This window comes from Streptomyces sp. NPDC005925 (assembly GCF_040638805.1).
Taxonomy (GTDB): domain Bacteria; phylum Actinomycetota; class Actinomycetes; order Streptomycetales; family Streptomycetaceae; genus Streptomyces.
Window position 1 is genome coordinate 128,543 of the sequence record NZ_JBEXVL010000009.1, and the last position, 13,377, is coordinate 141,919.

Annotated in this window: 8 protein-coding genes and 1 tRNA gene; all 9 read left to right on the forward strand. The window is 70.5% G+C overall.

Annotation, left to right across the window (positions count from 1 at the left end):
• The first annotated feature begins 150 nt into the window (after window positions 1-150).
• Window positions 151-3,297 (forward strand): dTMP kinase, encoded by a 3,147-nt coding sequence (gene tmk, locus ABZ354_RS14140; RefSeq protein ID WP_358656418.1) that lies wholly within the window; start codon window positions 151-153, stop codon window positions 3,295-3,297.
• A gap of 375 nt (window positions 3,298-3,672) precedes the next feature.
• Window positions 3,673-4,878 (forward strand): DNA polymerase III subunit delta', encoded by a 1,206-nt coding sequence (locus ABZ354_RS14145; RefSeq protein WP_358656420.1) that lies wholly within the window; start codon window positions 3,673-3,675, stop codon window positions 4,876-4,878.
• Between the two features lie 118 nt (window positions 4,879-4,996).
• Window positions 4,997-6,592 (forward strand): alpha/beta hydrolase, encoded by a 1,596-nt coding sequence (locus ABZ354_RS14150; RefSeq protein WP_358656422.1) that lies wholly within the window; start codon window positions 4,997-4,999, stop codon window positions 6,590-6,592.
• Window positions 6,593-6,732: 140 nt separating this feature from the next.
• Window positions 6,733-6,806 (forward strand) — tRNA-Thr (locus ABZ354_RS14155).
• A 699-nt stretch (window positions 6,807-7,505) separates the two neighbouring features.
• A complete protein-coding gene (locus tag ABZ354_RS14160) occupies window positions 7,506-7,937 on the forward strand; it encodes a hypothetical protein (RefSeq protein ID WP_358656424.1) in 432 nt (143 codons plus the stop codon).
• 41 nt (window positions 7,938-7,978) lie between these two features.
• Complete coding sequence (locus ABZ354_RS14165) at window positions 7,979-9,055, forward strand: hypothetical protein (RefSeq protein WP_358656426.1); 1,077 nt, start codon at window positions 7,979-7,981, stop codon at window positions 9,053-9,055.
• Between the two features lie 475 nt (window positions 9,056-9,530).
• Window positions 9,531-10,895 carry a type VII secretion-associated serine protease mycosin gene (gene mycP, locus ABZ354_RS14170; RefSeq protein WP_358656428.1) on the forward strand — a complete coding sequence of 455 codons (1,365 nt, stop codon included), beginning with the start codon at window positions 9,531-9,533 and terminating at the stop codon, window positions 10,893-10,895.
• Window positions 10,896-11,041: 146 nt separating this feature from the next.
• Window positions 11,042-11,509: a hypothetical protein gene (locus ABZ354_RS14175; RefSeq protein WP_358656430.1), complete on the forward strand. Its 468-nt coding sequence runs from the start codon at window positions 11,042-11,044 to the stop codon at window positions 11,507-11,509.
• A 9-nt stretch (window positions 11,510-11,518) separates the two neighbouring features.
• The gene (locus ABZ354_RS14180) at window positions 11,519-13,342 is read left to right on the forward strand and encodes an alpha/beta hydrolase (protein ID WP_358656432.1); all 1,824 of its coding nucleotides are present in this window, start codon (window positions 11,519-11,521) and stop codon (window positions 13,340-13,342) included.
• Window positions 13,343-13,377 lie beyond the last annotated feature (35 nt).

Below are 13,377 nucleotides of genomic sequence, written 5' to 3' on the forward strand. Positions count from 1 at the left end.
CGAGTGAAGCCGCCGCCCGGTGGCCGGAGTTCGACACCTCCCGATATGCGGGCTTCGCAAAGGGAACGCCCCGGTGCCTCGTCGACGCCGGGGCCCCCGTACGCCCGGACGGGGCCCCGGGCTGTCGGTGCGGCCCGATAGGCTGAACGCATGACGCGAGCCGAGCAGCCAGCCGAGCAGTCAACGGCCCCTCACGCGGCCCCCGACGACGCACTGGTCGCGGACTCCCGCGAGCGCGCCGTCCGCGCACTGCTGCGCCGACCGCAGCTGAAGCGCTTGTGGAGCGCACATCTCGTCAGCGGTGTCGGTGACACCCTCGCTCTCCTCGTCCTGGTCCTGCTGGTCCTCCAGACGGCCATCGCCGAGGGTTCCTTCGGGGGCGGCTACCGGGGCGCGGCGTTCGCAGTGGCGACCGTTTTCGGCGTGCGCATCCTCGCCACGCTGCTCTTCGGAGCGGCCCTTCTCGGCCCCCTCACGACGCTGACCTCGCCCGACGGCCCGCTCGACCGCCGCTGGACGATGGTCGGCGCGGACGGGCTGCGAGCCGCGCTGCTGATCGTCGCGCCGCTGTGGATCGACTGGATGCCCGAGGACGCCCTCGCCGCCCTCCTCGTCACCGCCTTCGTGGCCGGTGTCGCCGAGCGGTTCTGGGGCGTGTGCCGCGAGAGCGCGGCCCCCGCGCTGCTGCCGGGCCCGCCGCCGGAGGGCGCGACCATACGACCGCTGCCGGACCACCTGGACGCCCTGCGCCGCCTGTCGCTGCGCACCGGTTTCCTGGCCATACCGCTCGCCGGCGCCGTACTGCTCGTCGCCGGGCTGGTGAACAACCTGCTCGGCGCCGGCATCGCCTGGTTCGACCAGCACCAGGCGGCCCTCGGCTCGTACACCGCGGCGGGACTGTTCGCCGCGTCCCTGTCCGTGCTGACGTTCCTGGAGCTGCCCGGCACGCGCACGCCGCGCGCGCGGTCCCCGCTCGAGGGGATGCGCCGCCCGAAGACGGCCGGCGCCGCCGAGAAGGGCCGCACCGGCGCGATACCGCTGCTCGTCCTGGCCTGCGCGGCCGTCGCGGGCGCGGTGGCCGCCGCGGTCGGTGTGACCGTGCTGCACGCCAAGGACCTGGGCGGCGGCCCCGTCCTGTTCGGCCTGCAGGTGCTCGCGCTGACCGGCGGCGTCGTCGTCGGCATCCGCACGGCGCCCGCCGTCCTCCCCTCGCTGTCCCGGCGGCGGCTCCTCGCGCTCGCCATCGCCTCCACCGGCGTCGCGCTGCTCGCCGCGGGTCTCGTGCCGGACGTCACCAGCGTCGTGGTGATCCTCGCGCTGGCCGGCATCGGCGCGGGCGTGGCCGCCAACACCGGGCACACCCTCCTCGACCAGGAGACCGAGCCGCAGCGCCGCGCCCGGGTCACCGGGCACCTGCACGCCGTCGTGCGGTTCTTCGTGGCGCTCGGCGCGGTGGCCGCCCCCGTGGTCGCCGCCGGCATCGGGCCGCACCGGCTGGAGAACGGCAGGTTCGTGTTCGCGCACGGCGGCGCCGCGTTCACGCTGATGCTGGTCGGCGCGCTGCTCCTGCCGGTGGCCGCGCTGGTGCTGGCCAAGGTCGACGACCGGTCCGGCGTACCCCTGCGGCACGACCTGCGGGACGCGGTCCTCGGCGGCGACGACCCGGAGCCCGTGCCCGCCACGTCCGGCTTCTTCATCGCCCTGGAGGGCGGCGACGGCGCCGGCAAGTCCACGCAGGCCGAGGCGCTCGCCGAGTGGATCCGCTCCAAGGGCCACGAGGTCGTCCTCACCCGCGAGCCGGGCGCGACGCCGGTCGGCAAGCGACTGCGCTCGATCCTGCTGGACGTCTCCAGCGCCGGACTGTCGCACCGCGCGGAGGCACTGCTGTACGCGGCCGACCGCGCGGAGCACGTGGACACCGTCGTGCGGCCCGCCCTGGAGCGGGGCGCGGTGGTCATCTCCGACCGGTACATCGACTCCTCGGTGGCCTACCAGGGCGCGGGCCGCGACCTGTCGCCGACCGAGATCGCCCGGATCAACCGCTGGGCCACCAACGGGCTCGTACCCCACCTGACCGTGCTGCTGGACGTCGCCCCGGAGGCCGCGCGCGAGCGGTTCACCGAGGCGCCGGACCGGCTGGAGTCGGAGCCCGCCGAGTTCCACGCGCGCGTGCGGTCCGGTTTCCTCACGCTGGCCGCGGCCGACCCCGGGCGCTACCTGGTGGTGGACGCCGGCCAGGAGCCCGAGGCCGTCACCGCGGTCGTCCGGCACCGGCTCGACCAAGTGCTTCCGCTGTCCGAGGCCGAGATCCAGGCCCGCGCCGAGGCCCGCCGCAGGGCCGAGGAGGAAGCCAGGCGCAAGGCGGAGGAAGAGGCCCGGCGCAAGGCCGAGGAGGAGCGCCTGGAGCGCGAGCGCCAGGAGCATCTGGCCCGGCTGCGCGCCGAGGAGGAGGAGCGCAAGCGGCGCGAGCTGGAAGAGGCGCAGCGCCGCGAGGCCGAACGGCAGGCGGAGGAGGCCCGGCAGCGGGCCGAGGAAGCCCGCCGCAAGGCGGAGGAGGAGCGGGCCCGCCTCCTCGCCGAGGAGAAGATCCGCGCCGAGGAAGAGGCCCGGCGCAAGGCCGAGGAGGACCGCCGCCGCAAGCAGGCCGAGGAAGAGGCGCGGTTGCGCGCCGAGGCCGAGGCACTGCGCCTGGAGAAGCAGCGGAAGGCCGAGGAGGCGCTGCTGCGCGCCGAAGAGGCCCGGCGCCAGGCTGAGCAGGCGGCTGCGGCGGCAGCGGCGGGACCGCGGCCGACGGCGCCCGAGGCGGCCCAGACGCCCCGCCGGGCGGCACCGCCGGACGCGGCGACCGTGCCGACACCGGTCGTCCGGCCGGCCGACGACACCGCGGTCCTGCGGCCGGTCCGCGACGAGTGGGACGAGCGGGACGAGCAGCGCGGTTCGGGAGGCGTCCCCGAGTCCGAGGTGACCACGGAGCTCCCCCAGCCGTCGCACCCGGGCACCGCCGACGAGACGGCCGTACTGCCGCCGGTGCGGGAGGACGGCCCCGCGGACCGCGTACCCCCGGGCTACTTCCGGGACGCGGAAGCCTCCCCCTGGCCGGACGGCACCGACGGACGCACGCGCGAGCTGCCCCAGGTGGGCGCCGAGGAGGCACCCCGTCGCCGCCAACGCCCGGACTGGGCGGAGGAGACCCCGCTGGACGACCTGCCCACCCTGGCGGACGAACTGCTGGGCCCGCACGACGACGAGTACGACGAGGACGGAGGCGGCGGCCGGGGCAGGGGCCGGCGGCGCTGATCGGTGAAGGGGCCCGGCGGGGTTGACCGCCGGGCCCCACTCTTCGGTGAGGGGCGTACGGGCTCGGGTCGGGGAGGGGGAATGGTGCCGGCGCCAGTGTCCGGATCGGTGGAACCGTCGTCCCTCGACGGCCGATGCCCCACCCGGCGGTGGCCGGTCGACGGTGGCCGGTGGCGGCGCCGGCGGTGCCGGTCCGGGACATTGGGGCCCGCGGTACCCGTGGCTGTCCGCCGAGCCGGTCCGGGCCGTCCCGGCTCTCCCTCCCCCCACCCCACGGCGCGCGGAGTTGTCAGTGCCCGCCCGCACAATGGATCCCGCAAGGCTGTACGTGATGGATCCCGCAAGGCGGACCGTGTTGGAAGGGCGGCGTGACGCATGACCGTGTGGGACGACCTCGTGGGGCAGGAGCGGGTGAGCGAGCAGCTCGCCGCCGCTGCCCGGGACGCCGACGCCCTCGTGACCGCGGCGGCGACCGGCGCGCCCGCGCCCGAGGCGTCGAAGATGACGCACGCCTGGCTGTTCACGGGTCCGCCCGGCGCCGGGTACATCCAGGCGGCGCGGGCCTTCGCCGCCGCCCTGCAGTGCGTGAGCCCCGACCGCGCCCTCGGCGGAGCACCCGGCTGCGGCTTCTGCGACGGCTGTCACACGGCTTTGATCGGCACGCACGCGGACGTCAGTACGGTCACGGCGGTCGGCGCGCAGATCCGGGTCGAGGACATGAGGGACACGGTCCGCAAGTCGTTCACCGCCCCGGCGACGGGCCGCTGGCAGGTCATCCTCGTCGAGGACGCCGAGCGCCTGAACGAGAAGTCGGCGAACGCCGTCCTCAAGGCCGTCGAGGAGCCGGCGCCCCGCACCGTCTGGCTGCTGTGCGCGCCCTCGGTCGAGGACGTACTGCCCACCATCCGCTCCCGTTGCCGCCTTCTGACGCTGAGTACCCCGTCGGTGGACGCCGTCGCCGACATGCTCGTTCGGCGCGAGGGCGTCGAGCCCGGCGTCGCGACGGCCGCCGCCCGCGCCACCCAGGGGCACGTGGAGCGGGCGCGCCGGCTGGCCACCGACCCCGCGGCCCGCGAGCGCCGGGCCGCCGTGCTCAAGCTGCCCCTGCGCGTCGGCGACATCGGCGGCTGCCTCAAGGCCGCGCAGGAACTGGTCGACGCCGCCGCGGCCGACGCCAAAACGCTCGCCGACGAGACGGACTCCAGGGAGACCGAGGAGATGAAGGCGGCGCTCGGTGCGGCGCAGGGCGGCCGGCTGCCGCGTGGCACGGCGGGCGTGATCAAGGATTTGGAGGAGAACCAGAAGCGCCGCCGGACGCGGACGCAGCGCGACAGCCTCGACCTGGCCCTGACCGACCTCACCGCCTTCTACCGCGACGTCCTCGCCCTCCAGCTCGGCTCCCGTATCGCGATCGCCAACGTCGACGCCGAGGACGCCCTGGACCGGATCGCCCGCGGCAGTACGCCGGAAGCCACCCTGCGCCGCATAGAGGCGATCGCCGCCTGCCGCGACGCCCTCGACCGCAACGTGGCCCCGCTCCTCGCGGTGGAGGCGATGACGATGGCCCTCAGAGCAGGCTGAAGCCGAGGACCGGGCCGGATCACGCTCCGGGGTCGCGCGAGAGTGACACCCTCACCCGTACGAGGCACGTGAACGCACAGTTCGTGTGCGAGGGGTTGCACACAGTTACGCTCCCTTGATGATCACCAGGCGCACTCTTCCCTGCCGATCCCGTACCACCAGGATCGGCATCGGCCTCCTCGCCGCCGTCGGTCTGCTGGTCCCGGCCTGTTCCGGCGAAGGCGCGTCGGGCACGGCCGGCTCGGCCGTCGGAGGAACAGCCGCTCTGGCCGCACTGCCGAGGAGCACCCCGGCGGGGCTGTCGCCCTACTACGAGCAGAAACTGAAGTGGCGCGGCTGCGGTGCCGCCGGCTCCCAGTGCGCCACGCTCAGAGTGCCACTCGACTACGGCACGGCGTCGTCCGGCGACATCCGCCTCGCGGTCACCCGCAAGAAGGCCACGGGGCCGGGCGAACGGCTCGGCTCGCTGCTGGTGAACCCGGGCGGGCCGGGGGGCTCGGCGGTCGACTACCTCCAGGCGTACGCCGGTGTCGGCTACCCGGCCGACGTCCGCGCCCGGTACGACATGGTGGCGGTCGACCCGCGCGGCGTGGCCCGCAGCGCACCCGTGGAGTGTCTCGACGGGCGGGAGATGGACACGTACACGCAGACGGACGTCACACCGGACGACGACAAGGAGACGGACGCGCTCGTCGCCGCGTACCGGACCTTCGCGGAGGGCTGCGGCAACGACGCGCCTCGGTTGCTGCGCCACCTGTCCACGGTCGAGGCGGCGCGGGACATGGACATCCTGCGGACCGTCCTCGGCGACGAGAAGCTGAACTTCGTGGGGGCGTCGTACGGGACGTTTCTCGGCGCGACGTACGCCGGGCTGTTCCCCGACCGTGCGGGGCGGCTCGTGCTGGACGGCGCGATGGACCCGTCGCTGTCCGCGCGACGGCTGAACCTCGAACAGGCGGCGGGCTTCGAGACGGCGTTCCAGGCCTTCGCGAAGGACTGCGTACGACGACCCGACTGCCCCCTGGGCAGCCGGAACACCACACCGGACCAGGTCGGCAAGAACCTGAAGGCGTTCCTTGGCCGTCTCGACAGGCGCCCCGCCCCCACCGGCGACGCCGACGGCCGCCGCCTCACCGAGTCCCTCGCGACGACCGGCGTGGTCGCCGCGCTGTACGACGAGAGCGCCTGGGAGCAACTGCGCGAGGCGCTCTCGGCGGCGATGAGGGAGAACGACGGCGCGGGCCTGCTCTTCCTGTCCGACAGCTACTACGAGCGCGACACCGACGGCGGCTACAGCAACCTCATGTTCGCCAACGCCGCCGTGAACTGCCTCGACCTCCCGGCCGCCTTCGACGGCCCCGACGAGGTGCGCGAGGCGCTGCCGGCCTACGAGAAGGCGTCCCCGGTGTTCGGTGAGAACATGGCGTGGTCCTCGCTGAACTGCGCGTACTGGCCGGTGGCACCGTCCGGCGAACCGCACCGCATCACGGCGGCCGGCGCCGATCCGATCATCGTGGTCGGCACCACCCGCGACCCGGCGACGCCGTACCGCTGGGCGCGGTCCCTGGCCACTCAGCTGTCCTCGGCGCGCCTGCTGACGTACGAGGGAGACGGGCACACGGCCTACGGCCGGGGCAGCGCGTGCATCGACTCCGCGATCAACGCGTACCTGCTCCGCGGAACCCCGCCGACGGATGAAAAGCGCTGCTCATAGGGGGTGCCGCGAGCCCGACCCCGTACGGCACCCTGCTTCGTACCGGCCCTGACGGAACACCCACGGGGCCGGTACGGAGCACCCTCGGAAACTGTGTAGACTTACCGACGTTGCTGATCGCACCATGGTGTCGGCAGCACGCCGCCTTAGCTCAGATGGCCAGAGCAACGCACTCGTAATGCGTAGGTCTCGGGTTCGAATCCCGAAGGCGGCTCTGGAGAAGCCCCAGGACTCACTCGCCGTGACCTGGGGCTTTTCCCTGTTGGGGCAAATTGTCACACGGCCGAGGTGCTGTGAGATGGCTTCTGTGAGCGGAGCGGGTCGGGAGCCTACTCTCTGGGCTTCTTCCGGGGACGGCTTTCTTGGCCGTCTGCTCCCCCTTTGCGACCCGTGCGTCGGTCCACACCAAGGCCTTCGGCTTGCGCACGGGGTCGACCTCGACGTGGGCGGCCGGGTTGAAGGTGAGTGCCGGCCGGGCCCGCTTGCCTCTGGCGTGCAGGGCATCGCAGCCGGTCAGCCGTCAAGGACGTGCGTGGTCAAGGTCGACTCTGTGCCACTCACGGCTGTCCATCGGCCATTCGGAGCGGGCGTCTCGCCCCATCTGAGTACACGTGCTCATGCATGTGATCGTGCCTCGGTGTTGGGTGGGCTCATGCTCGACGAGTTGCCGGGCTGGTGCGCGACGGGCGAGTGGAACACGCAGGTGGCCTGATCGATCGCTTCCTGCAACACGGTGACTGCAGACTGTCACTGCCGGTAGTTAGAGTCACTGGTACGGCTTCGGGTGGTCGGTTGTTCTGGCGGTACGGGGGAGGTCGTTGTGTTGCTGAGCGACGGTGGATCCGCGTCGGGGGCGTCGTGGGTATCCAGTGCGTTCGATGCACCACGGGACGCTGTCGGCGCGCAGGCTGACATGGCCACCGAGCTGTCGTCGTTCACGATGTTCCGGAGGCGCATCGACGAACTGATCCGTGACCTGAGGGGATCAGACACGGGGCCGAAGAGGATCGGGCAGGAGCAGCTCGTACGCCATCAACTCGGCGGCGGAGACGGGGCGTGGGCGGAGGCGGCCGGGCTGTTCTCCGCGTACGAGACGGTGATCAGCGAGCTGGAGACGCTGTCGAAGCTGTTGTCGGACTCCATGGAGGGCATGGGCATCGCCGTGCTGGTCTCGCACAAGGGCTACCAGAACATCGACCTTGACATCCGCGACCGCATGGCCGCGATCAGCGCGGAGACCACGGAGCACTACGGCGGCAGTTACGATCACGGACTTTCTCAGCAGGGCCGGACCAGCGGGGGCGGGCAGGCATCGGTGGGCGGCGACGCGGGAGGCTCGATCTGATGTCTGGCACAGGGACCGGTGGCGATACATCCTTCGAGGACATGAGCCACGAGCAGATGTTGGCGTGGCTGGATCAGGCGAACCCGGGGACCGTACAGGCCGCTGCCGACCGGCTGGTGGCAGCGGCGAAGGAGATCCGGAAGATCGCCGAGGAACTGAAGGTCCGTCCGCAGTGGGTGGAGTGGAAAGGCGAGGGCGCGGACGCTTTCCGTACCTGGGCCGGCGATCTGGCCAACTCCACGCTGCGATTGGGGCATTTCAGCGAGGGCGCTGCGAAGTGGCTGGGCGAGACGTCCGGAGCGATCGCCCGGGCGCAGGCGTCGATCCCACGCGATGCCGGGAGCGCGCAGGTGAATCTGGAGGCGGCGCGGGCGGCGCGCAACGATCCAGATGCGGCTGCGGTGGCGGCCAAGTCCCAGAGTGAGCTCGCGGCCCTGGTGGCGCACAAAGAGGAGGTGCGCCAGCAGGCGGCGGCGCAGATGCGGAAGCTGGGGCAGACGTATGCGTGGTCGGCCACACAGATGGATGCGTTGGAGCGGCCGAGATTCCCGCCGCCGCCCACGGCGTTCGTGCCGACGGACAGCCGCTCGATCGGCCACGACGACACTGAGACTCGCCCTGGCAGCGTGATGAGCGCCTCCGTCTCCTCCGCACACCTGAGGCAAGGACGTGAGGGTTCCGCCGGCACTCCGGACCTGAGCCGGTCCCCGAGTGTGACATCGTCCGCGCACCGCACGCCGGTGGACGTGGAGCAGCCCACACGGATGGGCGTCGACTCCGTGGCCACGTCGCCTCAGAGTCCGCTGTCTCCGACGGTCGCGGCAGGCGGCCTGCCTGGCCCGGAACAGATGCATGGGGGAGTGACTCCGCAGACCGGCATGGCTCCTCCAGCGTTCGGGAACAGAGCCGGTGCTCCGGTCCATAGCTCGGCGGGGCATGGGCGGGCGTCTGGCATGGGCCGAATGCCCTTCCAGCCCGGCCAAGGCTCGACGTCGAATCCTGTGCGCATGCCAAGTGGTCCCAGCGCTGTCGGGACCAGTAGCGGCATCGTCGGCGGCCGCCCTGTCACGCCCCCGTGGGCAGGCCGACCGGGGCGATCCTGCGCGGCACGGGTGTAGGAGGGGAGAGCGCGGTCACGCGCGGCCCGATGGGGACGACTGCTGGTACCACGAGTCCGGCGGGACGCGTGGTGGGCCGGCAGAGCCAGGTCCCCGGCCGTCGTCCCCAGTTCTCGAACGGTGGGGTCATCGGCGATCGTCCGCTTCCGGACGACGGTGCGAGAAGCGGCCGTCCGCAGCAGCCGGGGCGTCTGGGAATAGGCACATCCGGACCTGGCAGTTCGGGTACGGCGGGCGGCGCCGGATCGGGGGGCCGCGGAATTGTGGGCGGCGCGTCCAGCGTGGTGCGTCCGGGGCAGAGTCAGAGTGTCGGTGGGGCCCGAGCGCCCCAGCCGAGTTCCCAGACGAGCCCTGGCGGCAGGAAGGGACGGCCGCACCACGCGGTCGAGGGTGAAGAGACCGGGCGCCAGGGCGGCGGTTTCGCTGTGCCGCCGGTCATTGACTGACCCATCCAGGAACGGAGACAGCGAAGGTCATGCGCACCAGCACTCGACGCAGACCCCGTCGTGCCGCGGCATCGGCGGTTCTCGGCCTGCTGCTGGCGGCCGCCGCAGGCACGCAGGCCCGCGCGGAGCCGACCCGCGAGGAGCAATGGTTCCTCGACGCGATGAAGGCCGAGCAGATGTGGCAGACCAGCACCGGCGAAGGCGTCACGGTCGCCGTCATCGACACCGGCGTCGACCCCGACAACCCCGATCTGAAGGGGCGCGTGCTGCCCGGAAAGGACCTTGCACCCGACCAGCCCGGCGACGAACACGCCGACTATGAGGGCCACGGCACGGGCATGGCCGGGCTGATCGCCGGAACCGGCGCGTACGGCGGCGGAAACGGCGCTTTCGGACTGGCCCCTGGCGTGATGATTCTCCCGGTCCGTCTGCCCAGTGCAGACACGGCAGCCAACCTGGCTGAGGCCGAGGAACGTTTCAACAAGGCAGTCGCACCGGCGATCCGCTACGCCGCCGACAAGGGCGCACAGGTCATCAACATCTCCCAGGCGGCTACGGAGGGCTCACCGCAGCTGACCGCGGCGGTGAAGTACGCCCTCGGCGAAGGATCGCTGATCTTCGCCGGCGTCGGGAACAAGGGAAGCGGGGCCAACGAGGTGATGTACCCGGCCGCCACGCCGGGAGTGGTCGGTGTGGCGGCGGTGGGCAAGGACCTGCGCAGAACCGCCGAGTCGGAGCACGGGCCGCAGGTGGACATGGCTGCCCCGGGCGAGGACATGGTGCACGCCTGTGACAGCGAGACCGGGCTGTGCCGGGGCCACGGCACCAGCGACGCCACCGCCCTCGCCTCCGCCAGTGCCGCCCTGATCTGGGCCGAGCACCCGACCTGGACCAACAACCAGATCCTGCGAGTCATGCTGAACACCATCGGCGCCCCCACCGACGGCGCCGATCGCAACGACTCCATTGGCTACGGCATCGTCCGCCCCCGTATCGCCCTGCAAAGCTCCGGCGACCCGGGCCCCGCCGGCGCGTACCCGCTCCCCGATCTCGCAGCCGCCGCTTCGACATCACCGTCCCCTCAGACCTCGGAGACCGCGGGCGCCGACGCTCCGGCAGAGGACGACGGCTCCGCCGCGACGGCATCCGCGCCCAAGGACGGCACCACTCCCTGGGTCGCGCTGGGCATCGGAGGTGTCGTACTCCTCGGAGCCGCGATCGCGGTTCTTGCTGTCGTCCGCAGGCGTCGGGACCCCGCGGCTGCACTCCCCACCTCCGCGCCTGCCACCGGTCGATCCACCCACACACCGACCGGGTTCACGCCGCCTTCGTACGCGCCCCCGGGCACATCGGACAGTGTCACGTCGTCCGATCGAGGACCGGGTTCCGTCTGAGTACGGATATGCAGACGCCATGGTGGCCGATACGGATGGAGCACGTGATGTTGGGGCGTTACGGTACGTCGCGGTCACCACAGCACTGCGGGTACAGGTTCACATCCGCTCGGGACACACGATCTAGACACGGGGAGGGACCGCGCATGGCGTGGGAGGAATGGGAGCAGCTCAAGGCCGCAGCGGCCGAGCGGCACAGCACGCAGATGCAGCTCAACCAACTGCCCGCCGACCAAGGCGGCACCCGTTCCGGTGGCAGTGGCGGCGGTGTCCTCACACTGAGGTCCGACAAGGCGGCGTGGACCAAGGCGGCGGAAGGCCTCGGGTCGGTACGCGAGGACCTCGGCAAGGCGTGGGTGAAGGCGGAGTTGGGCCAGACGGGTCTCGGTAAAGAATCCGGGTGTCTGACCGCGGCGGCCCAGCAGGGCGTCTTCGACTCCTGGAAGCGCTACGTCAAGGACGTGAGCGAGGTGTGCGATGGGCTTGCCGACGTACTGGAGAAAGCAGGCAACGACCAGCTACGGACCGACGAAGCCATCAAGGCCGAAATCGCCAGGCTGAAGACCGAGTACTACGAAGACACGCCCGCCGACGGCCAGGCCGAGGGGCGGTGACCCGGACACATGGACCACCTGAAGCTCAAGGCCCTCAAGCCGACCGAGTACGCGGAGGCGGCCGACGGTTACCGCGCGATCAGCAGCATGGCCGATGCGGCCATGGACCGCGTCGACAAGCAGATCACCGCAGCCATGCAGAAGGCCAACGAGGGTGAGGCTGCGGTCGCGGCACTCAAGCAACTGCGGAAGCTGTCGGAGAACTTTCACTACACCCAGGTCGAGTGCGGATTGATCACCGGAGCTCTGGACGGTTTCTCGTCCGAGATCACCGCTCCCAAGCGGCGTCTGACTGAGGCACTGGACGATGCGGCCGCGCTGGCATACACCATCAACGAGGACGGCGCCGTCACGTATCCCGCCGGTGGTAAGAACGAGCTCACCGGTGAGCCGATCCCCGGCGGCACAGTCTTGGGCAACAACGGTCTGATCACGGGCAATAACACAGGAGTTCAATCACCGGGGCTGGTGCCGAGCAACCCTTTGCTCAAGAACCCGAACCCACACCACGCCAGAGCGGTGGACATCGCCGACCGCATCGCGCACGCCGTGCGGGAAGCCCAGGAGGTCGACGATCGGTACAGCAAGGCGCTGAACAAGCTCAAGGCGGCGCCGGGGCTGAACGTCGACACCAAGACGTGGGCGGACGTGGCCTCTGATGTCGGTGCGGTGAGCTCAGCGGCCAGCGAATACCTCCGGGACAATATTCCGCTGGACAAGTCACCCGCCGACCGCAAGGAGTGGTGGGACAGCCTCAGCAATGAGGAGCGCGAGGAGTACAAGACAGCCTTCCCGGGAATCATTGGCAACTTGGACGGGATACCGTCAATGGTGCGGGACGAGGCGAACCGGGAGAACATCCCTCTTCTCATCGCGCAGCTGGAGGGCCGGCATGACGAGGCGTCCAAAGGAAAACTCGAGGGACTGAGGGGAATCCAGGCCAAGCTCAACGCGGGGAGCCAGCCACCTATGTTCCTCCTGGGAGTCGGACTCGAAGGAAACGGGAGGGCGATCGTCGCCTACGGGAACCCTGACGCATCGAAGAACGTCTCGGCTTACGCGCCCGGCTTGGGTACCAAACTCAACGCCGAATTCGCCGATGGTACGGTGAAGCGTGCCTTCTATACGGCCCAAGGTGCGCAGAAATTCGACCCATCCTCATCGGCGATCGTATGGCTCGGCTACGATGCGCCTCAATCGATAGATGTGATGACTACGGCCGACGCCGAGCGTGGCGCCCCCGCCTACAACAGTTTTATGAGTGGGATTTCGGCAACCAATGAGAATACCGATCCGCATGTCACTGCCATCGGGCATTCCTACGGTTCTCGATTGGTCGGGGCTGCTACGCAGGAGGCAGGAGGAATTCCCGGCGCTGATGACATCATTCTCGTCGGCAGTCCCGGTGTCGGCGTCGACAAGGCGGAGAACCTGGGTGTGGGCAAGGATCACGTCTGGGTGGGAGCGGCCGAAAACGACATCGTCACCAAGCTTCCTTCATCAAAGGAAGTTGTGGCGGGAACCATGGGATTTTTCGGAGGAGGGCCGCTTGGCGCGTACCTCGGAGGAGACATCGCCGACCAGGGTGACGACGACATCTGGTTCGGCAAGGATCCGGCAAGTAAAGCATTCGGCGCCAACAGATTCGAAACCCTGCCCGGACCGGAGCTTGTCCAGCCTTCCTTTCCCGATGTGTCAGAATCAAAGATGGATATCGAGGCTCACAGTAATTACTTCTCGCCGGAGGATGGGAAGGACAAAGTTTCTGCGCAAAATATCGCCGCCATTGTTGCAAACCATCCGGAATACGTCATAAGGGAGACGCCGCGTTGATTGCAAGATTTACAGTGGCCGCAGCATTGGCGCTG

Bases quoted from the DNA above. Each gene is read 5' to 3' on its own strand.
- tmk (WP_358656418.1), top strand. From the start codon at position 151: ATGACGCGAGCCGAGCAGCCAGCCGAGCAGTCAACGGCCCCTCACGCG.
- ABZ354_RS14145 (WP_358656420.1), top strand. From the start codon at position 3,673: ATGACCGTGTGGGACGACCTCGTGGGGCAGGAGCGGGTGAGCGAGCAG.
- ABZ354_RS14150 (WP_358656422.1), top strand. From the start codon at position 4,997: ATGATCACCAGGCGCACTCTTCCCTGCCGATCCCGTACCACCAGGATC.
- ABZ354_RS14160 (WP_358656424.1), top strand. From the start codon at position 7,506: ATGGCCACCGAGCTGTCGTCGTTCACGATGTTCCGGAGGCGCATCGAC.
- ABZ354_RS14165 (WP_358656426.1), top strand. From the start codon at position 7,979: ATGAGCCACGAGCAGATGTTGGCGTGGCTGGATCAGGCGAACCCGGGG.
- mycP (WP_358656428.1), top strand. From the start codon at position 9,531: ATGCGCACCAGCACTCGACGCAGACCCCGTCGTGCCGCGGCATCGGCG.
- ABZ354_RS14175 (WP_358656430.1), top strand. From the start codon at position 11,042: ATGGCGTGGGAGGAATGGGAGCAGCTCAAGGCCGCAGCGGCCGAGCGG.
- ABZ354_RS14180 (WP_358656432.1), top strand. From the start codon at position 11,519: ATGGACCACCTGAAGCTCAAGGCCCTCAAGCCGACCGAGTACGCGGAG.